The organism is Achromobacter sp. JD417, assembly GCF_041879325.1.
Taxonomy (GTDB): domain Bacteria; phylum Pseudomonadota; class Gammaproteobacteria; order Burkholderiales; family Burkholderiaceae_B; genus Achromobacter; species Achromobacter mucicolens.
On sequence record NZ_CP087159.1, the window covers coordinates 2,706,562 to 2,728,463 of the forward strand.

General features: G+C 67.3%; 19 protein-coding genes. 10 read left to right on the forward strand and 9 right to left on the reverse strand.

From position 1 onward, the window contains the following. The first annotated feature begins 73 nt into the window (after positions 1-73). Both LN047_RS12490 and LN047_RS12495 read left to right on the forward strand, forming a co-directional pair. Positions 74-1,804, forward strand: a complete 1,731-nt coding sequence (locus LN047_RS12490; protein WP_373981899.1) for an ABC transporter substrate-binding protein — start codon at positions 74-76, stop codon at positions 1,802-1,804. Positions 1,805-1,965: 161 nt separating this feature from the next. Beyond that, positions 1,966-2,937 (forward strand): alpha/beta hydrolase family protein, encoded by a 972-nt coding sequence (locus tag LN047_RS12495; RefSeq protein WP_373981900.1) that lies wholly within the window; start codon positions 1,966-1,968, stop codon positions 2,935-2,937. A 66-nt stretch (positions 2,938-3,003) separates the two neighbouring features. Here the strand turns inward: LN047_RS12495 and LN047_RS12500 are convergent, their stop codons facing one another. Next, positions 3,004-4,059, reverse strand: a complete 1,056-nt coding sequence (locus tag LN047_RS12500; protein WP_373982127.1) for a GGDEF domain-containing protein — start codon at positions 4,057-4,059, stop codon at positions 3,004-3,006. 112 nt (positions 4,060-4,171) lie between these two features. Beyond that, positions 4,172-5,068, reverse strand: coding sequence for an NAD(P)/FAD-dependent oxidoreductase (locus tag LN047_RS12505; RefSeq protein ID WP_373981901.1), 897 nt, complete (start codon positions 5,066-5,068; stop codon positions 4,172-4,174). 252 nt (positions 5,069-5,320) lie between these two features. Here LN047_RS12505 and LN047_RS12510 point away from each other — a divergent pair, with 252 nt between their 5' ends. From LN047_RS12510 to LN047_RS12520, 3 genes are all read left to right on the forward strand, one after another. Further along, positions 5,321-6,142, forward strand: a complete 822-nt coding sequence (locus LN047_RS12510; RefSeq protein WP_062841487.1) for a glucose 1-dehydrogenase — start codon at positions 5,321-5,323, stop codon at positions 6,140-6,142. 8 nt (positions 6,143-6,150) lie between these two features. Next, entirely contained in the window at positions 6,151-7,971 is a 1,821-nt protein-coding gene (locus LN047_RS12515) for a glycoside hydrolase family 15 protein (protein WP_062841486.1), read from the forward strand. A 114-nt stretch (positions 7,972-8,085) separates the two neighbouring features. After that, entirely contained in the window at positions 8,086-9,213 is a 1,128-nt protein-coding gene (locus LN047_RS12520; protein WP_373981902.1) for an acyl-CoA dehydrogenase family protein, read from the forward strand. A 26-nt stretch (positions 9,214-9,239) separates the two neighbouring features. Here the strand turns inward: LN047_RS12520 and LN047_RS12525 are convergent, their stop codons facing one another. After that, entirely contained in the window at positions 9,240-9,632 is a 393-nt protein-coding gene (locus LN047_RS12525) for a DUF2784 domain-containing protein (RefSeq protein ID WP_373981903.1), read from the reverse strand. Between the two features lie 72 nt (positions 9,633-9,704). On the opposite strand from LN047_RS12525, the gene LN047_RS12530 reads away from it, so the two are divergent. After that, positions 9,705-10,085, forward strand: coding sequence for a nuclear transport factor 2 family protein (locus LN047_RS12530; RefSeq protein WP_373981904.1), 381 nt, complete (start codon positions 9,705-9,707; stop codon positions 10,083-10,085). Positions 10,086-10,118: 33 nt separating this feature from the next. On the opposite strand, the gene LN047_RS12535 is transcribed toward LN047_RS12530, so the two are convergent. From LN047_RS12535 to LN047_RS12550, 4 genes are all read right to left on the reverse strand, one after another. After that, positions 10,119-10,694: a restriction endonuclease gene (locus LN047_RS12535; protein WP_373981905.1), complete on the reverse strand. Its 576-nt coding sequence runs from the start codon at positions 10,692-10,694 to the stop codon at positions 10,119-10,121. 33 nt (positions 10,695-10,727) lie between these two features. Beyond that, the gene (locus LN047_RS12540; protein WP_226849197.1) at positions 10,728-10,985 is read right to left on the reverse strand and encodes an RNA-binding S4 domain-containing protein; all 258 of its coding nucleotides are present in this window, start codon (positions 10,983-10,985) and stop codon (positions 10,728-10,730) included. Between the two features lie 23 nt (positions 10,986-11,008). After that, the gene (locus LN047_RS12545; RefSeq protein WP_373981906.1) at positions 11,009-11,740 is read right to left on the reverse strand and encodes a DUF502 domain-containing protein; all 732 of its coding nucleotides are present in this window, start codon (positions 11,738-11,740) and stop codon (positions 11,009-11,011) included. Positions 11,741-11,887: 147 nt separating this feature from the next. Continuing rightward, positions 11,888-12,355: a winged helix-turn-helix transcriptional regulator gene (locus LN047_RS12550; RefSeq protein WP_056317296.1), complete on the reverse strand. Its 468-nt coding sequence runs from the start codon at positions 12,353-12,355 to the stop codon at positions 11,888-11,890. A gap of 135 nt (positions 12,356-12,490) precedes the next feature. Here LN047_RS12550 and LN047_RS12555 point away from each other — a divergent pair, with 135 nt between their 5' ends. The 4 genes from LN047_RS12555 to LN047_RS12570 all read left to right on the forward strand — a co-directional run bounded on the left by LN047_RS12555 (position 12,491) and on the right by LN047_RS12570 (position 19,026). Continuing rightward, positions 12,491-13,792, forward strand: coding sequence for a D-amino acid dehydrogenase (locus LN047_RS12555; protein WP_373981907.1), 1,302 nt, complete (start codon positions 12,491-12,493; stop codon positions 13,790-13,792). A gap of 130 nt (positions 13,793-13,922) precedes the next feature. Next, a complete protein-coding gene (locus tag LN047_RS12560; protein WP_373981908.1) occupies positions 13,923-15,068 on the forward strand; it encodes an exonuclease SbcCD subunit D in 1,146 nt (381 codons plus the stop codon). Then, positions 15,065-17,722, forward strand: a complete 2,658-nt coding sequence (locus LN047_RS12565; RefSeq protein ID WP_373981909.1) for an AAA family ATPase — start codon at positions 15,065-15,067, stop codon at positions 17,720-17,722. The genes LN047_RS12560 and LN047_RS12565 overlap by 4 nt, the downstream gene beginning before the upstream one ends. Positions 17,723-18,138: 416 nt before the next feature. Next, the gene (locus LN047_RS12570) at positions 18,139-19,026 is read left to right on the forward strand and encodes a DMT family transporter (protein ID WP_373981910.1); all 888 of its coding nucleotides are present in this window, start codon (positions 18,139-18,141) and stop codon (positions 19,024-19,026) included. A 27-nt stretch (positions 19,027-19,053) separates the two neighbouring features. Here the strand turns inward: LN047_RS12570 and LN047_RS12575 are convergent, their stop codons facing one another. Both LN047_RS12575 and LN047_RS12580 read right to left on the reverse strand, forming a co-directional pair. After that, positions 19,054-20,022 carry a hypothetical protein gene (locus LN047_RS12575; RefSeq protein ID WP_373981911.1) on the reverse strand — a complete coding sequence of 323 codons (969 nt, stop codon included), beginning with the start codon at positions 20,020-20,022 and terminating at the stop codon, positions 19,054-19,056. Between the two features lie 413 nt (positions 20,023-20,435). Continuing rightward, the gene (locus tag LN047_RS12580; RefSeq protein ID WP_063955899.1) at positions 20,436-21,422 is read right to left on the reverse strand and encodes a tripartite tricarboxylate transporter substrate binding protein; all 987 of its coding nucleotides are present in this window, start codon (positions 21,420-21,422) and stop codon (positions 20,436-20,438) included. Positions 21,423-21,902: the final 480 nt, after the last annotated feature.

Here is a 21,902-nt window from a genome sequence, read left to right on the forward strand (position 1 = left end):
GACTATCGGCCAGCGTCTTCCCCGGCCAGCGGTCCGCAGCACGATAGGGGAAGACTTATCGAGGAGACAGGTCATGAAATTGCGCATGCACGCCATGGCGGCCGCTATCGCCCTGATCGGAACGTCAGGGGCTTGGGCCGGCGAGCCGGAGGCGAAGAAGTGGGTCGATTCGGAGTTCCAGCCGTCGTCGCTGTCCAAGGAACAGCAGATGGCCGAAATGAAATGGTTCATCGATGCCGCGGCCAAGCTCAAGGCCAAGGGCATCAATGAGGTCAGCGTGGTGTCCGAAACCATCACCACGCACGAGTACGAATCCAAGGTGCTGGCCAAGGCATTTGCCGAGATCACCGGCATCAAGGTCAACCACGACCTCATCCAGGAAGGCGACGTCGTCGAAAAGCTGCAGACGTCCATGCAATCGGGCAAGTCCATCTACGACGGCTGGATCTCCGATTCCGACCTGATCGGCACCCACTACCGCTATGGCGCCATCCTGCCGCTGTCCGACTACATGGCCGGGGCGGGCAAGGAATGGACCAATCCCGGATTGGACCTGAAGGATTTCATCGGCACCAAGTTCACGACGGCGCCCGACGGCAAGCTGTATCAGCTGCCGGACCAGCAATTCGCCAACGTGTACTGGTTCCGCGCCGACTGGTTTGCCCGCCCGGACCTGAAGGAAAAATTCAAGGCCAAGTACGGCTATGAACTGGGCGTGCCCACCAACTGGTCCGCGTACGAAGACATCGCCACGTTCTTCTCCAACGACGTCAAGGAGATCGACGGCAAGCGCGTTTACGGCCACATGGACTACGGCAAGAAAGACCCGTCGCTGGGCTGGCGCTTCACCGATGCGTGGCTGTCCATGGCGGGCGCGGCCGACAAGGGGCTGCCCAACGGCATGCCGGTGGACGAATGGGGCATCCGCGTCGCCGACGACAAATGCACGCCGGTCGGCGCGTCGGTCTCGCGTGGCGGGGCCACCAACAGTCCGGCCGCCGTGTACGCGCTGACCAAGTACATCGACTGGATGAAGAAGTTCGCGCCGCAGCAGGCCATGGGCATGACCTTCTCGGAGGCGGGGCCCGTGCCGGCGCAGGGCCAGATCGCGCAGCAGATCTTCTGGTATACGGCCTTTACCGCCGACATGACCAAGAAGGGCTTGCCGGTCGTGAACGACGACGGCACGCCGAAGTGGCGCATGGCCCCGTCGCCCTATGGTCCGTACTGGAAGGACGGCATGCAGAACGGCTACCAGGACGTGGGGTCGTGGACGTTCTTCAAGTCCACCAACCCCGACAAGATGGCGGCGGCGTGGCTGTATGCGCAGTTCGTCACGTCCAAGTCGGTGTCACTGAAAAAGTCGATCACGGGCCTGACCTTCATCCGCGACAGCGACATCAACAGCGAATTCTTCACCAAGAACGCGGCCAACTACGGCGGCCTGATCGAGTTCTACCGCAGCCCGGCGCGCGTGGCCTGGACGCCGACCGGCACCAACGTTCCGGATTATCCGAAGCTGGCGCAGCTGTGGTGGAAGAACGTCGCCACCGCGGTCACGGGCGAAAAGACCCCGCAGGCGGCCATGGACAATCTGGCGAACGAAATGGATCAGGTGATGGCGCGGCTTGAACGGGCCGGGATGGCCCAATGCGCGCCCAAGCTCAATCCCAAGAGCGATCCCAGCAATTGGCTGTCCGACCAGCACGCGCCGTGGAAGAAGCTGGCCAATGAAAAGCCCAAGGGCGAAACGATCCCATACGACCAGCTGCTGTCGGCGTGGAAGGCCGGCAAGGTGCGGTAAGCGCCTGACTCGCCGTCAACGCATTTGCCGTCAACGCATGAACGCCACAGGCTGCCTGTGGCGTTCTTTTTTTGCACGCCCAGGCCTCGCGCCGCCGAGGAATCGCGCATGTCACAATCTCGCCATCCGCGCGCCGCGCGTCTCTAAAAATCCTGTTTCGCATGCCCGTCTCCAAGCTCGCCGTCTCCCTGGTTTCTGCTGCGCTGGCCCTGTCCGCCGGCATGGCGCACGCCGCCGGTTTTCAACGCCTGAACCTGCCCATGGACCAGAACGGTCCCGGCCTGCAAGGCGCGGTCTGGACGCCCTGCGCCGAACCGGCCGGTGAAATCAAGGTGGGCCGCGTCACCATCCAGGGCGTGCAGGGCTGCAAGCTCCCCGAAGGCCGCTACCCGCTCATCGTCATGTCGCACGGCTCGGCGGGCTCGTATCTCAGCCACCATGACACTGCCGCCGCGCTGGCCGATGCGGGCTTCGTGGTGGCGGCGATCAATCACGTGGGCGACAACGCGCAGGACAAGTCGCGCCAGGGCTATCTGTCCATTTTTTCCACCCGGCCGCGCGAAGTGCGTCGTCTGATCGACTACATGACCGGCTCGTGGCCCGACAAGGCGAGGCTGGATCCCGAGAAGATCGGCTTCTTTGGTTTTTCACGGGGCGGTTATACGGGCCTGGTGCTGGCGGGTGCGGCGCCGGACCTGGCGGCGGGGCTGGCAATCTGCGCCAGCCAGGCATCGCTGCCCATGTGCCGCGAGATCGCGGCGGGCCGGGTGCCGCAGCAGCCGTATCCGCAGGACGCGCGCATCAAGGCGGCGGTCATTGCCGATCCGCTCGATGTCTTTCCGGAAGAGGCGCTCAAGCGCGTGTCGCTGCCGATCCAGCTTTGGGCCTCAGAACAGGGCGGCGATGGCGTCAGCCCCGCCAGCGTGCAAGTGGTGCGCGAGGGCCTGGGCGCCGCACCCGACTACCACGTGGCCGCCGGCGCCGGACATTTCGCGTTTCTGGCGCCGTGCGGCGCCGAACAGGCCGAGGTATCGCCCGGCACCTGCCGCGATGAGGCAGGCTTTGACCGCACCGCATTCCACCAGGACCTGAACGCGCGCGTGGCGGCGTTCTTCAAAGCGCAACTGCAATAGACGCGGGCCCGCGCGTCAACGCGGGTTTGCGCGCCGCGGTATCGAAGGCCGACGCGCGGCGGCCAATCAGTGGATGGTGCGCGCCGCGCGGCGCGCCTGCTTGATTTCATACATCCGCGAATCGGCCAGCCGGACGGCCGCTTCGGCGTCCAGTCCGGCCGGGTCCAGCGGCACCACGCCGGCGCTGGCGCCCTCATACGCCACCGTGGTTTCGCCAAGCGGATAGCGCCCCATCGTGGCGGCCAGGATGCGCTCTTCCATGGCGCGCGCCGCTTCTTCGGCTTCGGCTTGCTGCGCCACGCCGCCCGAGTCGGACCGCTTGCGAATGAGCGCAGGCCCGGGGCCGATCAGAATGAACTCGTCACCGCCCACGCGTCCCAGCATGTCCGATCCGCGCAGCGCCGCGGCCATGCGCCGCGATACTTCCTGCAGAAAGGTGTCGCCCGCCTGGTGGCCGTACGTGTCGTTGATGCTTTTGAACCCGTCCAGGTCGATGACGCCGACCAGCACGCTGCCGTGTTCGCGCACGGCCCGCGCCAGCAGACGGTCCAGCGCTTCGTAAAGCGCGCGCCGGTTGGGCAGGCCCGTCAGCATGTCGGTCAGCGCATACGACAGGAGCTGCACGTTGGCCGCATGCAGTTGCTCAACCAGCATTTCGCGCTCTATGAAACTGGCGATCACGCTGGAAAACAGCTTCAGCACCGCTTCGGCCTCGGGACTGATTTCGTGGCGGCGGGCGCTGGCGGCGCACAGCGTTCCGTACAAGGCGCCATCGTCGGCGCGCACCGGCGTGCTGACGTAGGTCTGTATGCCCAGTTGCCGGGCCGCGTCCGAGTCGGGCCAACACTGCGCGACGTTGCTGGTGCTCATGCGGCCTTCGTCCAGCGCGCGCTTGCACAGCGTGTCGTCCCAGGGCACCGACAGGCCTTCCGGGATCTGCAGGTGTCCCACGTTGCGCGCGTAGCGTACGCGTTGCAGCTCGGCCTTCAGGTCGATCGAGGTGAGGTACGTCGATTCAAGCCCGGTTACGGCGCCCAGCATGTCCAGCAGCGGGCGGGTCAACTGCTCGACCGACTTGGCGGCGGGCAGGGTAGTGGAAAGTTCGGCGAGGATGGGATCCAGCACGGCTGCTCCTGGATGCATGGTCGGATGAACATGCGGCCCGTGCTCCAGGCGGAGAGCGGGCCGGCAATCCCGCCATTATGCACGGGCCAGGGGCCTCGCCTGCATGACGTCATGACATCACCAGCGAGCGGTGCGCGCACACGCCCGCCATGACGCCGGAGGCGCTGGCCAGCGTGGCGTTGGACATCGGGGTCGACGCGTCGCCCGCGGCGAACACGCCGGGCACGGTCGTCTGCTTCATGTCGTCCACGCGAATGACGGGCCCCAGCGGCCCCTCGTCGAATTCGCAGCCCAGCTGTCCGGCCAGCGGGCTGGCCATGTGTACGCGGCTGGCGACAAACAGCGCGCGTAGCGGCACCTCGCGGCCGTCGTCCAGCACCACGCCGGTCAGGGCTGGCTCCTCGCCCAGCAGCGCCACGACGGGCGTGCGTTCCACGTGGACGCCGCGCGCGGCAAGATGGCGGGCGTCCTCGGGCGACGGTTCGAACTGGCCTTGCGTGAAGTAGGTGGTCGGCCCCCAATCGGGTAGCAACATCGCCTGATGAACCGACATCGGATGCGCGGCCAGCACGCCCAGCGGTTCGCCCGCCACCTCGAAGCCGTGGCAGTACGGGCAGTGCAGCACGGTCTGGCCCCAGCGCGCCTGCAATCCGGGCAGTGGCGGCAGTTCGTCGCGCATGCCGGTTGCCAGGATCAGGCGCGCGCCGCGTACCTGCTCGCCGCCCGCCATGACGACGGCAAAGCCGCCGTCCTGCGCCAGCGCCTGGATCGCTTCGCCGTCCAGGAACGACACCGTCGGATAGCGCGCAAGCTGCGCGCGGGCGTTGGCCACGATCTCCTGCGGCGGCACGCCGTCTTGGCCCAGAAATCCGTGTGCGTGCGCGGCGTAGCGGTTGCGGGGCCGGGCGGCATCGACCAGCAGCACCTGCCGGCGGGCTCGCGCCAATTGCATGGCGGCGGACAGGCCGGCAAAGCTGCCGCCGATGATGATGACGTCGTAGTGCATGAAGGATCCTCCGGAACGGACTGACCTCAAGGGGCTGAGACTCGAGGTTTCGATACTTTGAAAGTTGCATGATAGAAGTCAGCGGCTTATTACGCAACTTATGGGGTTGCATTAGTGCGTTTCCGGCTTGAGGAATGCCGCTTGCTGTCCCGTCGCTCCGAAGCGGCCGGGTTGCGTCGGCCCCTTGCGTGGGACTACCCTGGATTCCTCTACACCGGCGGCCGGCCCATGCCGACCGCCAAGGAGACTGGCATGCAGCACACGACTGACCTGAACGGCCGCGTGGCCGTGGTGACGGGCGCGTCGTCCGGTATTGGACGCGCCGTGGCAATCGGCCTCGCGCAAGCGGGTGCGCGGGTGGTGGTGAACCACCGGGCTGGCGGCGATTCGCAGGCCCGCGGCGCGGCGGTGGTGGAATCGATTCAGCGCAGCGGCGGCACGGCGGTGGCGGCGGCCGCGGACATCAGCCGCGAAGCCGACGTCGACCATCTGTTCGAGCAGGCAATGCAGCATTTCGGCCGGGTGGACATCCTGGTCAACAACGCGGGCGTCGAGCACCCGTCGCCGATCGCCGACATGACGCTCGCGGACTGGCAGCGGGTGATCGACGTCAATCTGACCGGGCATTTCCTCTGCGCCCGGGCGGCGGCCCGGGCCTTCAAGTCGCAGCCCCCGGATCCCGCCCGCCAGAAGCTGTCCGTGGGCAACATCCTGTTCATCAGCTCGGTCCACGAAGTGATCCCCTGGGCGTTTCAGGTGAACTACGCGGCCTCCAAGGGCGGCATTTCGCTGCTGATGAAATCGCTGGCCCAGGAGCTGGCGCCGGACCGGATCCGGGTCAACTCCATTGCGCCCGGCGCCATTCGCACCGCGATCAACCAGCCGGCGTGGGACACGCCGCAGGCGCTGGCTAAGCTGCTGGAACTCATCCCTTACGGCCGGATCGGCGAGCCCGAGGACATTGCGCAGGCCGCCGTCTGGCTGGCGGGCGATGCGTCGGATTACGTCACCGGCACCACGCTCTTCGTGGATGGCGGCATGACGCTGTATCCCGAATTCCGCGGCGCGGGTTGAGGACCGGCATGTCCAAACCGCTCGAGGATTACGGCCTCATCGGCAACATGCTGTCCGCGGCGCTGGTCGCGCGGGACGGCTCGATCGACTGGTTGTGCCTGCCGCACTTCGATTCGCCCGCGTGCTTTGCTGCGTTGCTGGGCGACCAGAGTCATGGGCGCTGGCTCATTGCGCCGCACGGCAAGGTCCGCGCGACGTCGCGCCGCTACGTGCCCGACACGGCGGTGCTGGAAACCCGTTTCGAGACCCGCACGGGGTCGGTGCTGGTGCAGGACTTCATGCCGCTCAGCGACGACGACGAGCGGGTGGATGTCGTTCGCATCGTGCGCGGCGAGTCCGGCCACGTGCAGATGGACATGGAGCTGATCCTGCGCTTTAACTACGGCCAGAGCGTGCCGTGGGTGCGGCGGCGCGACTACGGGCTCAACGCCATCGCCGGGCCGGACGCGGTCGAGCTGCACACGCCCATCGAGCTGGAAGGCCACGACATGAAGACGACGGCGCGCTTTGCGGTGCATCCCGGGCGCGTCGTGCCGTTCACTTTGTCGTATCACCGTTCGCACCGCACGCCCCGGTTCGTGCCCGACCGGGTCGAAAGCATGGACCGCACCGTCTCGTGGTGGCAGGAGTGGTCCAAGCGCTGTCATTGGGACGGACCGGGCGACGGCGCCCGCGACGCGGTGGTGCGCTCGCTGATCACGCTGAAGCTGCTGACATTCCAGCCCACCGGCGGGATCATCGCCGCGCCGACGACCTCGCTGCCCGAACAGCTGGGCGGCGGCCGCAATTGGGATTACCGGCACTGCTGGCTGCGCGACTCGGCGCTGACGCTGTACGCCTTGCTCAACGCCGGGTATCGCGAGGAAGCCGAGGCATGGCGGCAATGGCTGCTGCGCGCAGTGGCCGGCCACCCGGACCAGTTGCAGATCATGTACGGCATTGCCGGGGACCGCTGGCTGCCGGAGCTGGAAATCCCCTGGCTGCCCGGCTACGAGGGCAGCCGGCCCGTGCGCCGGGGCAATGGTGCGGCGGGGCAGAGCCAGCTCGACATCTACGGCGAGCTCATCGACACCTTGTATGCGGCCCGCGTTGCCGATCTGGCGCCGCTGGCCGAGGCCTGGCGCCTGCAGAACGTGCTGCTCAAGCCGCTGGAGCAGCGCTGGCGCGAACTGGACCACGGCATCTGGGAGGTGCGGGGCGAACGCCGCGCCTTCACGCATTCTCGGGTGATGTGCTGGGTGGCGTTCGACCGGGCGGTCAAGGCCTGCGAGCGCTGGGGATTGAAAGGGCCGGTGGAAGTCTGGCGCCGGATTCGTGAACGCATCCACAAGGACATCTGCGAAAACGGTTTTGACCGCACGCGAGGCTGCTTCGTGCAGAGCTACGGCTCGCGAGCGCTGGACGCCAGCCTGCTGCTGATCCCGCAGGTGGGCTTTCTGCCGCCCAACGACCCGCGCGTGACCGGCACCGTGCACGCGATCGAGCGCGAGCTCATGCACGGCGGGCTGGTGCGCCGATACGCCGTCCAGGATACCGACGATGGCCTGGAAGGCGAGGAGGGCGTGTTCCTGGCCTGCAGCTTCTGGCTGGCGGATGCCTACGTGATGCAAGGGCGGCTGGGCGATGCGCAGCGGCTGTTCGACCGCCTGCTGTCGCTGCGCAACGACCTGGGGCTGCTGTCCGAGGAATATGACGTGGTGCGGCGCCGGCTGGTGGGCAATTTTCCGCAGGGCTTCTCGCACATCGGGCTGGTGAACACGGCCTACAACCTGAGCCGCGCGATGGGACCGGCGCAGCAGCGCGCGGAACAGGATGCGCCCCGGGCCTAGCCTGCGCCGGTGTATTCTCGCAATCACGCGGCGCGTTCCGTCATATGCCGCGCGTGCACACCACAAGAATCGCGCGCCGCGGCTTGCCCGCCGGCTGCCGCAGGAGAGACAAGCATGCTTTTGACCGACGAACAGCAAAGCGTCCAGGAGATGGCGCGCCGGTTTGCCCAGGAGCGCCTGGCGCCCAACGCCGAGCGATGGGACCGCGAGCATCACTATCCCGCCGATGCCATCGCCGAGATGGCGCAACTGGGCTTTTTCGGCATGCTGGTGCCGGAAGCGTGGGATGGCAACGACAGCGGGTACCTCGCGTATGCGGTGGCGCTGGAGGAAATCGCCGCAGGCAGCGGCGCCTGCTCCACCATCATGAGCGTGCACAACTCGGTCGGTTGCATGCCCATCCTGAAATTCGGCAACGACGAACAGAAGGCGCAGTTCCTGCGTCCGCTGGCGCGCGGCGAACACATCGGCGCGTTCGCGCTGACCGAGCCGCAGGCCGGGTCCGACGCCAGCAGCCTGCGTACCCGCGCGCGCCGCGACGGCGGCGACTACATCCTGAATGGCGCCAAGCAATTCATCACGTCGGGCCGCAACGGGCAGACCGTCATCGTGTTCGCGGTCACCGACCCGGACGCGGGCAAGCGCGGCATCTCCGCGTTCATCGTGCCCACCAGCACGCCCGGCTACAAGGTGCTGCGGGTGGAAGACAAGCTCGGGCAGCACGCGTCCGACACCTGCCAGATTGCCTTTGAGGACATGCGCATCCCGGCCGCCTGGCGGCTGGGCGAGGAAGGCGAGGGCTACAAGATCGCCCTATCCAACCTGGAGGGCGGCCGCATCGGCATCGCGGCGCAATCGGTCGGCATGGCGCGCGCCGCCTTCGAATACGCGCGCGACTACGCCCGCGACCGCCAGGCCTTCGGCAAACCGATCATCGAGCACCAGGCCGTGTCGTTCCGGCTGGCGGACATGGCGACCCAGATACACGCCGCGCGCCAGATGGTGCTGCACGCCGCGGCCTTGCGCGAAGCGGGCCGGCCGGCGCTGACCGAGGCCTCCATGGCCAAGCTGTTTGCGTCCGAGATGGCCGAGAAGGTCTGCTCGGCGGCGATCCAGACGCTGGGCGGCTATGGCTACCTGAAGGATTTTCCCGTCGAGCGCATCTATCGCGACGTGCGCGTCTGCCAGATCTACGAAGGCACCAGCGACATCCAGCGCCTGGTGATCGCGCGTAGCCTGTAGCCCAACGGGAAGCGCCGCGGCGCCTCTTATCTGCAAGCCGCCGCGGCCTCGCGGCGCGCGCCCGCCCGGCGCCGCGCCCACACGGTGTAGATGACAAGGTTGCCCACGATGAGCAGCGCCGCCAGCAGCATCTGCGTGGTCCGGGTGATGCCTTCGGGGTAGATGATGCCCAGGATGTAGTGTTCGATGAAGCCGCCCGCGTAGCCCTCTTGGCCGGCCCGTTCGCGCAGCGACACCTCCAGCGGCGTCAGCGGGCAGATCCAGCCCATGCCGATCACCAGCGCGCCCCAGACCAGCGCCGGCAGATGCCAGAACGCGATGCGCGGTTTCCACAACGTCAGAAGGCCGCCAAAGACCACGAACGCGACGAACAGTCCGTGGATAAGCAGCACGAGGTCGGCAAGGAGGCGATAGGTCATCTTGAAAAATCGTAGGTATAGTGCGGGCCGAAAATCGTGTTTTCATCCCAAGATACTCCCGGAACCCACGCCATGCACGCTTCGATCACCGCCGCAATCCAGGCCGCCGAGGAACGGCTGCGCCAGGCCATGCTGTCCTCGGACATTGCCGCGCTCGAGGCGCTGCTGGATCCGGAGCTACTGTTCGTCAATCACATGGGCTGGAGGGTCACGCGCGAAGACGACCTGGACGCCCACCGCGGCGGATTGCTCAAGATTCACGCGTTGGACCTGTCCGAGCAGTGCATCCTGCCGCGGACCGATTGCGCAGTGGTGTCGGTGCTGGCTCGCATCTCGGGCAGCTACAACGGGATCCCGGCCAACGGCACGTTCCGCTTCATGCGGACCTGGGCGCCCGATTCGGCATCGGGCGCGTGGCGCGTCGTGGCGGCCACGTCGGTCATGGTGGTGTAGGCCGCGCCGGGCGGCATTCGGGTTTTCAGGCTTTCAGGTTTTCAGGTCGCGCAGCAGCTTGGACAGTTCCGGCGCCGTCATCAGCGAGACGCCCTGCGCCTTCGCGTATTGCAGCGCGTTGTCTGACACATCGCCCAGCGCGATGTAGATGGCTTCGCGGGCGCCGCGCTTTTCGCGCACGGCCTGCAGCTCGCGCAGCGGTTCCACGCCATTCCTGGCGGCCTTCCAGCGTTTGGCGCTGACGATCGCCACGTGGCCGTCCTTGGTCAGCGCGAAATCGGCGCCGGGCGCCTGCAGGCGCTCGACCTCGCAGCCGTCGCGCCGGAACCCGGCTTCAACGGTTCGCGAAAAGTCGGCCCACGACATCGCGGCAACCGCTTCGGTGACCGCCTGCACGCGCGCGCCGGACGGGGCGCGCAGTTGCTTATAGGCCGCCATCAGGGAGATCACGGCGAACGGCACCGCGGCAAAGACGCCCATCGCGGCATACTCCAGTGGCAGCGCGGCAAAGCCGCCAGCGCAAAGCAGCACCGCCACGCCGGCGCTCATCCACCACGGCGAGCGCAGCAGCACGGCAAAAATGGAGTTCTGGGACATCTTCAGTTTCATGAGGGCTCGCGGCGAATGGGGATCAACAGGAAATCAGGCGCTTTCGCCCGCGTCGTCATGCTGGCCGGCAAAGGCACGAACCACGATGCGCACGCCGCCGCAGGTCACGATCTGGCCATCGCGGATCTTGGCCGTCTTGCGTGTTTCGACCACGCCGCCGACGCTGACCTGGCCGTCCGCCACCAGCATCTTGCCGGCGCCGCCGCTGTCGCACAGGCCGGTCGCCTTCAGCAACTGGTTGATCTCGATATAGGGGCTGCCTTCGGCGAGCGTGAATTCGATGATGGACATGATGGGGCTTTGAAACGGCGGGGTCAGGCCGGGCCGTTGCCGGGGTTGCCGGGATTGGCCGGGGCGGCGGGGTTGGCGGGCGAAGTGGCAGCCGGGGCAGCGGCGGGGGCTTCCGCGGGCGCTTCAACGGGCGCCTGCGGGCCGGCGGGAGGCACGGGGCGGTTGTTGCCGGTTTCGGCGCGCGCCATCCAGGCGATCAGCGACGAGCGCATGGCTTCCTCGACCGACATCTGGATGGGCTGCACCCATTCCTGCGGCACGAAGACGGTGTAGCCGCCGATCATGTAGCCCATCGGCAGGTAGACCGCGACGCGTTCGCCCTGGGTGAACCCTTCGGGCAGGCCGTCCGTGCCGCGGCGGGTCACCAGGCCCACCAACTCCAGTTGCTGGCCCGGGATGCGCAGGACGACGACCTGCTGGGCGGTGTTCTTGGAACTGGGCGAAAAGTAGTCGGCAAAGCTCTTGAGCGACGAATAGATGCTCTTGACCACCGGCAGGTTGGTAAACGGCATCTCGACCAGCGTCAAAACGCGCTGCACGCGCTGCTTGGACACGAGATAGCCGATGGCCAGGATGCCCAGGATCCCCAGCGCCAGGCCCATGCCCGGCACGTAGAAGCCGCCGATGAAGGGGCGCAGGAAGGTCAGCGCCACGCCTTCCGTCCAGGCCAGAAAGAGATACAGCAGGTAGATCGTCAGCGCCAGCGGCAGGACGGTGATCAGGCCGCGAAAGAAGTATTTATAAAGACGGGTCATAGGCAAGAGCAAAAATAGGGTCGGACGAACGCATTGGTTCGCCGGGAGGGCCGCAGCATAGCAGCCGCCAACGGTTTTTTCGGTAACAACCCGGCGGCCGCACGTGGCCGGGGCAGGGCGCATCCCTTCTTTTAGTGTGAACAGGCCCTACCGGTCCACCGGCAGAAAGAGCGTCTCCTTGATTTCCTCCATCACGATGTAGCTGTGCGATTCGGCGGAGGCGGGCAGGCGCTTGAGGATTTCGCCCAAAAGACGGCGGTACTCGTTCATTTCGGTCAGGCGGGCCTTGACCAGATAGTCGAAGTCGCCCGACACCAGGTGGCACTCCATGACTTCCGGGACATACAGCAGCTCTTTCTTGACCTTGTCGAAGACGTCGCCGGACTTGGCCGACAGCTTGATTTCCAGGAAGACGAGCAGGTTCTTGCCCAGCGCCGCCGGATTGACGCGCGCATGGTAACCCGTGATGACGCCCTCGCGCTCCATGCGCTTGACGCGGTCGGAGCAGGGGGTGGCCGACAGGCTGACGCGCTCTGCCAATTCGGTGACCGAAATCCGGCCTTCGCGCTGCAGGATATCGAGGATTTTGAGGTCGATTCGGTCGAGGTCGCGCATTTCACTTTTGCGGGTCAAAAAACGGGGGTGGCCCGAGAAAAAGCACTGGTAAAGCAAAATCTTCAGTGTTTTTCACTGCCGAAGGGGTCATAGACTACCGAAATTCCCAGACAAAACCAACTATCGGAAAGAATCATGCATGTGATCGTCCTTGGCAGCGGCGTCATCGGCACCACCACTGCCTACTACCTGGCCCGGCAGGGCGCCAAAGTGACCGTGCTGGACCGCCAGCCCGCAGCTGCGCAGGAAACCAGCTACGCCAACGCCGGACAGGTCTCGCCTGGCTATTCCACCCCGTGGGCGGCGCCCGGCATTCCGCTCAAGGCGATCAAATGGCTGTTTCAAAAGCACGCGCCCTTGGCGATCCGCCTGGATGGCAGCCTGTACCAGCTGAAATGGATGGCCGCCATGCTGGCCAATTGCTCGGCCGACCGCTATGCCGTCAACAAGGAGCGCATGCTGCGCCTGGCCGAGTACAGCCGCGACTGCCTGCGCGAACTGCGCGCTTCCACCGGCATCCACTATGAAGAGCGCACCCGGGGCACGCTGCAGCTGTTTCGCACCGATGCCCAGATGGAGGCCGCGCGCCGCGACATCGCCGTGCTCGAAGAGGTGGGTGTCCCCTACGAACTCCTGGACCGCCACCGCCTCGTGACGGCCGAACCCGCGCTGGCCAATTCCGCCCACAAGCTTTCCGGCGGTCTGCGCCTGCCCAATGACGAAACCGGCGACTGCCAGCTCTTCACGCGCCGGCTGGCCGACATGGCGGCCGAACTGGGCGTGGATTTCCGCTTTGACCAAAGCGTCACGGGGCTGAACACGGCCGGCGGCCAGATCACCGGCGTGCGCGTGGGCAACGAGGTCCTGACGGCCGACCGCTACGTGGCTGCCTTCGGCAGCTACACCCGCGGTTTCCTGGAACCCCTGGGACTGGACCTGCCGGTGTATCCGGTCAAGGGCTATTCGCTGACCATCCCCATGAAGGACGAGGCCGCCGCGCCGGTGTCGACCGTTCTCGACGAAACCTACAAGGTCGCCGTCACGCGCTTTGACCAGCGGATCCGCGTCGGCGGCATGGCGGAACTGTCCGGCTTTGACCTGCGCCTGAAGGACGCCCGCCGCAAGACGCTGGAACTGGTCGTCAACGACCTGTTCCCGGGCAGCGGTCACGTGGCCCAGGCCGAGTTCTGGACGGGCCTGCGTCCCATGACGCCGGACAGCACGCCGGTTGTCGGCGCCACGCGCTACGGCAACCTCTATCTGAACACGGGCCACGGCACCCTGGGTTGGACCATGGCTTGCGGTTCCGGCAAGCTGGTCGCCGACCTCGTCATGGGCCAGCGTCCCGCGATCAGCACCGACGGGCTTGGCCTGTCGCGCTACGACCGGCGCGCCGCTTCCCGTCAGCAACTGGTGCTGAACGGCAAGGGCGCCTGATCCGCCCACCGCGCCGCTGGCGGCGCACCCCCCGACGGGCCGCTTCGATGCGGCCCGCGTCTTTTTGTGTGTGCTGAATTGAGCACGGCGAGGGCCCGGAAGGCCCGCCGCTTTATGCCAAAATCGCCGCATGACCCATTTCCTGCACACTGCCGACTGGCAGATCGGCCGTCAGTACGGCCAGTTTGAAACCGACGATGCCGCCATGCTGGCCGAGGCCCGCTTCGAGGTCGTGGCCCGCATCGCCGCCCTGGCCGACGAGCGCCGCGTGGACGCCGTGCTGGTCGCCGGAGACGTCTTCGACACGCAAGCCGTTTCGGATCGCACCATCCGCCGGCTTTTTGCCGCCATGTCCGCCTACACCGGGCCGTGGGTCATGATCGCCGGCAACCACGATGCCGCGCTGGCCGACAGCGTCTGGAGCCGCGCCATGCAGCTGGGCTGCATTCCCGCCAACGTGCATGTCCCGCTTGTCACCGGCGTGGTGGATCTGCCGCAGGCCAACCTTGCCGTGCTTGCGGCCCCGCTCACGCAGCGCCATACCTACGACGACGTCACGCAGGCCTTCGATGCGCTGGAAACGCCAGCAGGGCGCATCCGCGTGGGCCTGGCGCACGGCAGCGTTGCCGGCCGCCTGCCCGACACGATCGACGCCACCAACCCCATCGCGCCCGATCGCGCGGACCGGGCCAGTCTGGATTACCTGGCGCTGGGCGATTGGCACGGCTGCCTGTCCATCGACGCTCGCACCTGGTATGCCGGCACGCCCGAACAGGACCGCTTCCGGGGCAACGAGCCCGGCTACGTGCTTGACGTGCAGATCGGCGCGCCCGGCATGGCGCCCGTCGTTGAACGCATCGCCACGGGCCGGTATCGCTGGTCGGCCTGGACAGAGACGCTCAGCCTATCGTCAGACGCGCAGGCGCTGGCCGAGCGCATGGCAGCGCTGCGCGCCGATGACGTGTTGCGCCTGGATGTGCAGGGCCACGTCAACCTTGAAACCTGGGACGCGCTGCAAAAGGCGGTGGGAGAAGCCGCCGCGCAGGTGCGGGCCTTGCTGCCGGATCTGTCGGGCGTGCGGCTCGAACCCGACGAAGCCGACCTGGCGCAATTGCGTGCCAGTGGCTATGTGGGCGAGGTCGCCGCGCAACTGCAGGCGCTGCAGGCAACCCAGGCAACACATGCCGAAGACGACCCGTCCGCCGTGGCCAGCGAGGCCTTGCGCCTGCTGCTGCGCTTCCAGCGTGAAACCGCTGCGCCGGGAGCCGCCAAATGAAGATCTCGCGCATCGCCCTCGAAGAATTCCGCAAGTTCCGCCAGCCGTTGTCGCTGGACAAACTGCAAGACGGCCTGAACCTCTTTGTCGGTCCCAACGAGGCCGGCAAGAGCACGATTGCCGCCGCCATCCGTGCCGCATTCCTTGAACGCTACAGCACCAGCAAGGTCGCCGACCTGGCGCCGCACGGCGAGTCGGGCGCGCGCCCCAGCGTGGAGCTGGCCTTCACGCACGCGGATCACTCGTATGTCCTGAAAAAGCAGTTCCTGTCCAAGGCCCGCTGCGAACTCGTCGTCGACGACGGCGCGCAGCGGCTGGACGGCGAAGAGGCCGAAAACGCGCTGGCGGTCTTGCTGGGCTTTGAACTGCCCGGACGCGGCCAGAGCAAACCCGACCTGGCCGGCGTGCCGGGCCTGCTCTGGATACGCCAGGGCGATGGCCAGAACCTGCACGAAGCCGCGGGCTACGCGGGCTCGCATCTGCGCGATGCCTTGACGCAGCTCTCCGGCGAGCTGGCGTCCAGCGACGGCGATCGCCTGTTCGACCGCGTCTCGGCGGAGCGCGCCGCGTTGCTGGATGCGCGCAACGGCCGGCCCAAGGGCAGCTACAAGGACGCCGAAGACGCGCTTGCCCGCGCCACGTCCGAGCGCGACGCGTGCGCGCAGGCCATGGCGCAACTGAACGCCGACGTCGACAGGCTGGCCGAGTTGCGGCGGGATCACGAACGCGCGCAGGCCGAGCAGCCCTGGAAGGATTTCGAGACCAAGGCTGTGCAGGCCCGCGCACGGCTGGCCGCGCTGGCCAAGGAACGCGAAGCCTTCGACGGGTTGCAACGTGAGCAGGCGCAGGCAGCGCAGACACTTGCGCTGCTGCAGGATCAGGTCCGGCGCGATCAGCAGGACGAAGCCGACTACCAGTCGCTGCTGCGCGATGCGCGCGCCGCGCACGCGCATGTGCAGGCAATGCAGGAGCCGCTCGTGCGCGCCCAGCAGCAGCGGCAATCGCATGCGGCCGCCCTGGAGGCCGCGCGCCGTCGCGTGGCGCAGCTTCAGGCGCAAGCCGACCGCCGGGATCTGGACCGCCAGCTGGCGCAACTCACGCCCGAGATCGAACGCCTGGACACCGCCCTGATCGCGGTCACCCACCTCATCGAACAAGGATCGGCGCTCAAGACCGAGGCCGTGCGCCTGGAGATCTCCGACGCCGAAATCGAAGCCCTGCGCAAGGCCAGCCGCGAACTGGGCAATCTGCAATTGCAGCAACAGGCCGTGGCCACGCGCCTGCGCTACCAGCTCGATGCCGGCGCGCAAGCTTTGCTCGATGGCAAGGCGGTCAGCGGCTCGGGCGAGGTCCTGCTGACGGCCGCGGCCGAACTCGACCTGCCCGGCGTGGGCCGCCTGCAGATCGAACCCGGCGGGCAGGATCTGCCGGCCCTGCAGCGCGACCTGGCGCGCGCGGAGTCGGCATGTGCCGCGTTGCTCAAGCGGGCGGGCGTCGACACCCTGACTGACGCCGAGCAACGCCACGCCCGCTACACCGCGTTGCAGCGCGAGCTGGACGGCATGCGCAAAACCCTGGGCATTCATGCGCCGCGCGGCGTGGATGCGCTGCGCACGCAGCGCGACGAAGCGCTGGCGCGTCTTGCCCAGTTGCAGGAACGGCTGTCCAAACTGCCCCCCGCGCAGGACCTGAGCGACGGTGTGCCCGGTGATGTCGCGGACGCAGACGACGACGGCCTGCCGGACGCCATCCAGGCCCTGCGCGAAGCCGAAGCGGTGGCCGCCCAGGCGGAAAAGGCGGTTGCCGATGCGCAGCGCGCGCTGGACGCCGACACGGCCCGCGCCCAGTTGCTGGAAGGTCAGGCGGCTGCGCGGGGCGCCGAATTGCAGTCCGCTGAACGCGTGGCCCAACGGCAGGCGCGCGCCGGCCGGCTCGCTGAAGTGCGCAGCGCCCACGACCAGCTCGACGCCCGCGTGCGCGAGGCCCGCGCCGCGCTGGCCGAACACCGGCCCGAGCTGGCCGAGCAGGACGTGCTGCGGTTCGAGAAATCCGCCGCCATCGAACGCGATGCGCAGCACAAGCGCCACGGCGACATCCTGCAGTTGCAGGGCAAGCTGGATCAGGCCGGGGCGCAGGGGCTGGGCGAACGCCTGTCCGAAATGCAGGCGGCCTGCGAACGCCTGCAACGGCGCCGCGACGAGTTCGCGCGGCGCGCCGCCGCGCTGGACCTGCTGCAAAAGCTGCTGGCCGACAAACGCGCCGCGGCCACGCAGCGCCTGCAGGCGCCGCTCGCCCGGCGGCTCAACCACTATCTGGCGCTGCTCTTTCCCGACGCCGCGCTGCGACTGGACGATGCGCTGCTGCCCACGGCGCTGCGCCGCGGCGACGGCGAGGATCTGCTGGAGGCGCTCAGCTTCGGCACGCGCGAGCAACTTGGCATCCTGGCGCGCTTTGCCTACGCGGATCTGCTGCGCGAGGCCGGCCGGCCCACGCTGCTGCTGCTGGACGATGCGCTGGTGCACACCGACGACGCGCGTCGCGACTTCATGAAGCGGGCGCTCTTTGACGCCGCCACCCGGCACCAGATCCTCATGTTCACCTGCCACGGCGAGGCATGGCGGGACATGGGCGTGGAGCAGCGCCGGATCGGATAGCGCCCACGCCAACGCTTGACGCTTCGGCCCGCGGCCGGTAGGCTGCCCCGATGCCTGATCACACGCCTCTCGCCATGCTTGCCCGCGCCGTCCGCGCCGGTCTTGCCTGCGCGCGCGTGCCGGCTTTCTTCTCTGCCGGTTCTCCGCCGGCAGTCTCTCCTGTCAAGAACGCGGCGCCGCCGCCGCCCGCCTCGCCGCCCTGCGGTGTGGTGCCGGGCGTGTGCCCGCCAGGGGTGGCTTTGCGCCGTCCCGTGTCGGCCGTCGTCGGCTGACCTGCCGCTTTCTCTTCTCCCGCCTGACCCCTCGCGCCGCGCCGCAAGCCGCGTGACGTCTGCCGTCTGAGCAGCGCGCGCCCGAGAGCGCGCGTCATCGCGCGCCGGGCTGGAGTCTGTTGCCATTCAGACAGGTGATTTCTCATGTCCATCAACCGAAGCGCGTGGACTGCCCGCGCGTCCACCACCTTGTTCGTGCTGCTGTGGAGCGGCGGCGCGATCTTCGCAAAATGGGGGCTGTCGCACGCCTCCGCCTTTGGATTTCTGTTGTGCCGCTTCCTGCTCGCGTTGGCGGCGCTGCTCCTGATCTGCGCACCCCGCCGGCGATGGCTGCCCCAGCCCGGCACGCGCATTCAGGTGGCCGCGACGGGTGCGCTGCTGATCGGCAGTTACTCCATCTGCTATCTGCTCGCGCTGGATCATGGCGTGACGCCGGGCGTGCTGGCCACGTTGCTTGGCGCGCAACCCATCCTGACGCTGGCGCTGACCGAGCGCCGCTATGCCCCGGCGCGTCTGGCAGGGCTTTGCCTGGCGCTGGCCGGCCTGGTGCTGGTGGTGTATCAAAGCATCGCGCTGACCCGCTTGTCCGTGGCTGGCATCGCCTACGCCTGCGCCGCGCTGGCCAGCATGACGGGCGGCGCCTTGCTGCAAAAGCGCGTTCGGCAGGCGCCAATGGCGGTGATGCCATTGCAGTACGCGGTCAGCCTTGTGCTGTGCCTGCTGTTTGCGCCTTTCCAGCCGCTGCATGCCGACTGGAGCGTCGGCTTTATCGTGCCGCTGATCTGGATGGGCCTTGTGATCTCGGTGGGCGCCACGCTGCTTTTTTACCGCATGATCCAGGCGGGCAACCTCGTCAACGTGACCAGCTTGTTCTACCTGGTGCCGGTGGGCACGGCCGCGCTGGACTACGTGATCCTGGGCAATCGCCTGCCGGCGCTCAGCCTGGCGGGCATGGCCGCGATCCTGACGGGGCTGATGCTCGTCCTGCGCCATCCGGCGTCGGGAAACGATCAGGGGCAGCAGCAGCGATAGCGCCCTCGGCAGACGCTGGCACGGCTTTCAGGCGCGCGGGCCGCCGCCCGGGACCGTGCCGTTTGCCGCGCCGACGTCCATCCAGCCGCTCCATGGCGGTGTGGCGTCCGTCGGGGGCGCGTCAAGCGCGCCGTCCGGCCCCGCCCAATGACCGCTCACGAGCTGAGCAGGCCGCGTCTGCGCCACGACCCGCGCGCACAGGTCCCACGCGTCCAGCCGCACGCTCAGGCCGGCATAGACGCCGTGTCCCGGGCCGGCCGCGATGATGCCCGCCGCGTGCACGCCTTCGCCCGCCCGGATGGCACCTTCCGCGCGGATGTCCTCGCCGGCGATCAAGCCCCACCCGCAGGCAAGATGATCGCCGCACTGGATGGATCCGCCTGCCTGTATTCCGCAGGCGGCATGGATTTCCTGTTCCGCGCGGACGCCGCCGCCCGCCTTGATGCCTTGCCCGCATTTGATGGCGCCTTGCGCGCTGATGTCCTGCCCGGCATGCAGGTGGCCGGTCACGGCCAGATCCTGGCCCGCGCAGATGTCCCACTTGGCGCGCACGTTGCCGGCGCAGTCCAGGCGGGCGGTCGTCTCGATGCCCCAGTCGGCCGCCACGTCGCCGCCCGCCCGCAGGTTGCCGGCGCTGGCGATGTTGCCGCCGGCCGTGATGTTCTCGCCCGCGACGATCGATTCGCCCGCCCGGATGCCGCCGCCCGTGACAATGCTGCGTCCGGCGCGCACCACGGTGTCCACGTTGATGCCCATTCGCACTTCCAGCGTCCCCGCGAACACGATGGCGTTCGCGTCCAGCGTGTCCAGGCGCAGCACGGCGTCGGTCGGGCCGAACTGATCCAGCAGCCAGCAGGCGTCGCCGACGCGGCCGTCGGCGACGAGCGCGTCGAGCACGGCCTGGTAGTCCCCCTGGCCGTTGTGGTCGCGTAGGAACCATTTGTAGCCGCCCGCGCAGGGGTTCTTGGCTTTGACGAATTTCTTGGTGAGTTGCATGGCGCTGAATCGAAGACGGTGCGTGGCCGCCGCGCCAGCTCTCGTGAAGGCGTGCGCAGGCGAAATGGGGACGGGCGCCCGCCACGCGGCAGTGCGCCCGCCGGCCGGTTTCAGGCTGCGGCGCGCGTGGATGAGCGCAGGCAGCCGGCAACGGGCCGGAGCAAGGAAATCAGAAAGGGGAAAAGCGGGCGATTAGCCGGGCTTGGACCGCGCGTAAGCGGAACGCGCGGCGACCTCCTGCGAACTCAACAGCGTTGAGCGCAGGGCGCAGAGGGCGCAGGTGACGCAGGGAAGGGAGGATATGTCGGATTGCACGGGGCAGATGCTACCACCCGGGCAATTGCCGTCAAGCGGCGCAGGAGGCGAAAAAAGGCGCCAACCGGCGTTGGCGCCCTTCATGTCGAACTGGGGTATCAGTTCGTCAGGACGATGTTGCGGTCCTTGGCGATGCGCTGGCGCAGTTCAAGTTCGCGCTTGATCTGCGCGGCGTATTCGGCCGGCGTGTTGCCGTCCACCAGCGAGCCGCCGTCGGCCAGGCGCTGGGCGATCTTCGGATCCTTCAGCGCCTTGACCGCCGCGGCGTGGACGCGGTCGATCACCGCTTGCGGCGTGCCGGCGGGCGCCACCAGGCCGTACCACGCCATGTTGTCCATGTCGGGCAGGCCGCCTTCGGCGAACGTCGGCACGTCGGGCAGGGCGGGCAGGCGCTTGGGCGCCGCCACGGCCAGCGCGCGCAGCTTGCCCGCCTGGATGTGCGGCATCGAGGAGGGCAGGTTGTCGAACTGCACATTGACCTGGCCGGCGATGACGTCGTTCAGCGCCGGGCCCGATCCGCGGTAAGGCACGTGGACCATGTCGGTCTTGGTCAGCGACTTGAACAGTTCGCCGTCCAGGTGGCTGATGCCGCCCGCGCCCGACGAGGCATAGCTGTACTTGCCGGGGTTGTTCTTCAGGAGGGTGATGAATTCAGCCAGCGTCTTGGCGGGCACGCTGGGGTTGACCGTCATGACGTTGGGCACGTTCACCATATTGGTGATCGGCGCAAAGTCCTTGAGCGGGTTGTACGGGTTCTTGGGATTGGTGGCCGGATTGGTGGCCATGGTGCTCACCGTGGCCACGCCCAGCGTGTAGCCGTCGGGCGCGGAGCGCACCACGGCGTCGGCGCCGATGGAGCCGCCACCGCCGCCCCGGTTTTCAACGACCACGGGCTGGCCGAGCTCACGGCCCAGGCCTTCAGCCACCACGCGGGCCACGATATCGGTCGTGCCGCCCGCTGCGAACGGAACGATCAGCCGGATGGGTTTATTGGGGTAGGGGTCGGCGGCCTGAGCGGCGGAGGTCAAGCAGACGCCAGCGATGGCAAGGGCCAGGGCGGCTTTGGCATGTGACAACACGTTCAAGAGTCTTCTCCATATTGTTGTTCCGAGCCGGCCGGCTTCTTGGACCGGCTTCGGTGAAGCGCGCATTGCCGGGGGTGCCGGCAAGCCAACGCCTCGTGGCCGCAATTCCACACAGGTATGTCCCCACGGTCAACTTGGGATTGTCCCTGTCATGATGAAAGGCAAAAATTTTCAGACGCTTTCCATTTCCGCGAAGATGGCGGGAGTTAGAGGAAAAAGTGTGTCTGACAGCCAGTTGAACGCCTTTCGATACGCTTTCAGTGCGCAAACGCTGCGCAGTCATCATGCTGTCATTAGCTGATTACTCACATAAATCTCTGCATAACTTACAAGAATCTGATATTTTTCGGCTGAGATTCTTGCCCGGTCTTGCAAGAAAGCTATTGCGTTTGTTTCTGTCTGCGCCGTTCAATTGGCGTTGGTTGATGTCCCCACGGGGCAACGTGTAGTGCAGCGGCGCACCGGGCCAGGGTTCCGTCC

What these genes read in the sequence shown, in the direction of transcription:
- LN047_RS12555 (WP_373981907.1), top strand. Translation starts at nt 12,491, where the DNA reads ATGCATGTGATCGTCCTTGGCAGCGGCGTCATCGGCACCACCACTGCC.
- LN047_RS12515 (WP_062841486.1), top strand. Translation starts at nt 6,151, where the DNA reads ATGTCCAAACCGCTCGAGGATTACGGCCTCATCGGCAACATGCTGTCC.
- LN047_RS12570 (WP_373981910.1), top strand. Translation starts at nt 18,139, where the DNA reads ATGTCCATCAACCGAAGCGCGTGGACTGCCCGCGCGTCCACCACCTTG.
- LN047_RS12535 (WP_373981905.1), bottom strand. Translation starts at nt 10,694, where the DNA reads ATGAAACTGAAGATGTCCCAGAACTCCATTTTTGCCGTGCTGCTGCGC.
- LN047_RS12540 (WP_226849197.1), bottom strand. Translation starts at nt 10,985, where the DNA reads ATGTCCATCATCGAATTCACGCTCGCCGAAGGCAGCCCCTATATCGAG.
- LN047_RS12545 (WP_373981906.1), bottom strand. Translation starts at nt 11,740, where the DNA reads ATGACCCGTCTTTATAAATACTTCTTTCGCGGCCTGATCACCGTCCTG.
- LN047_RS12490 (WP_373981899.1), top strand. Translation starts at nt 74, where the DNA reads ATGAAATTGCGCATGCACGCCATGGCGGCCGCTATCGCCCTGATCGGA.
- LN047_RS12525 (WP_373981903.1), bottom strand. Translation starts at nt 9,632, where the DNA reads ATGACCTATCGCCTCCTTGCCGACCTCGTGCTGCTTATCCACGGACTG.
- LN047_RS12575 (WP_373981911.1), bottom strand. Translation starts at nt 20,022, where the DNA reads ATGCAACTCACCAAGAAATTCGTCAAAGCCAAGAACCCCTGCGCGGGC.
- LN047_RS12510 (WP_062841487.1), top strand. Translation starts at nt 5,321, where the DNA reads ATGCAGCACACGACTGACCTGAACGGCCGCGTGGCCGTGGTGACGGGC.
- LN047_RS12505 (WP_373981901.1), bottom strand. Translation starts at nt 5,068, where the DNA reads ATGCACTACGACGTCATCATCATCGGCGGCAGCTTTGCCGGCCTGTCC.
- LN047_RS12530 (WP_373981904.1), top strand. Translation starts at nt 9,705, where the DNA reads ATGCACGCTTCGATCACCGCCGCAATCCAGGCCGCCGAGGAACGGCTG.
- LN047_RS12565 (WP_373981909.1), top strand. Translation starts at nt 15,065, where the DNA reads ATGAAGATCTCGCGCATCGCCCTCGAAGAATTCCGCAAGTTCCGCCAG.
- LN047_RS12550 (WP_056317296.1), bottom strand. Translation starts at nt 12,355, where the DNA reads ATGCGCGACCTCGACCGAATCGACCTCAAAATCCTCGATATCCTGCAG.
- LN047_RS12520 (WP_373981902.1), top strand. Translation starts at nt 8,086, where the DNA reads ATGCTTTTGACCGACGAACAGCAAAGCGTCCAGGAGATGGCGCGCCGG.
- LN047_RS12560 (WP_373981908.1), top strand. Translation starts at nt 13,923, where the DNA reads ATGACCCATTTCCTGCACACTGCCGACTGGCAGATCGGCCGTCAGTAC.
- LN047_RS12495 (WP_373981900.1), top strand. Translation starts at nt 1,966, where the DNA reads ATGCCCGTCTCCAAGCTCGCCGTCTCCCTGGTTTCTGCTGCGCTGGCC.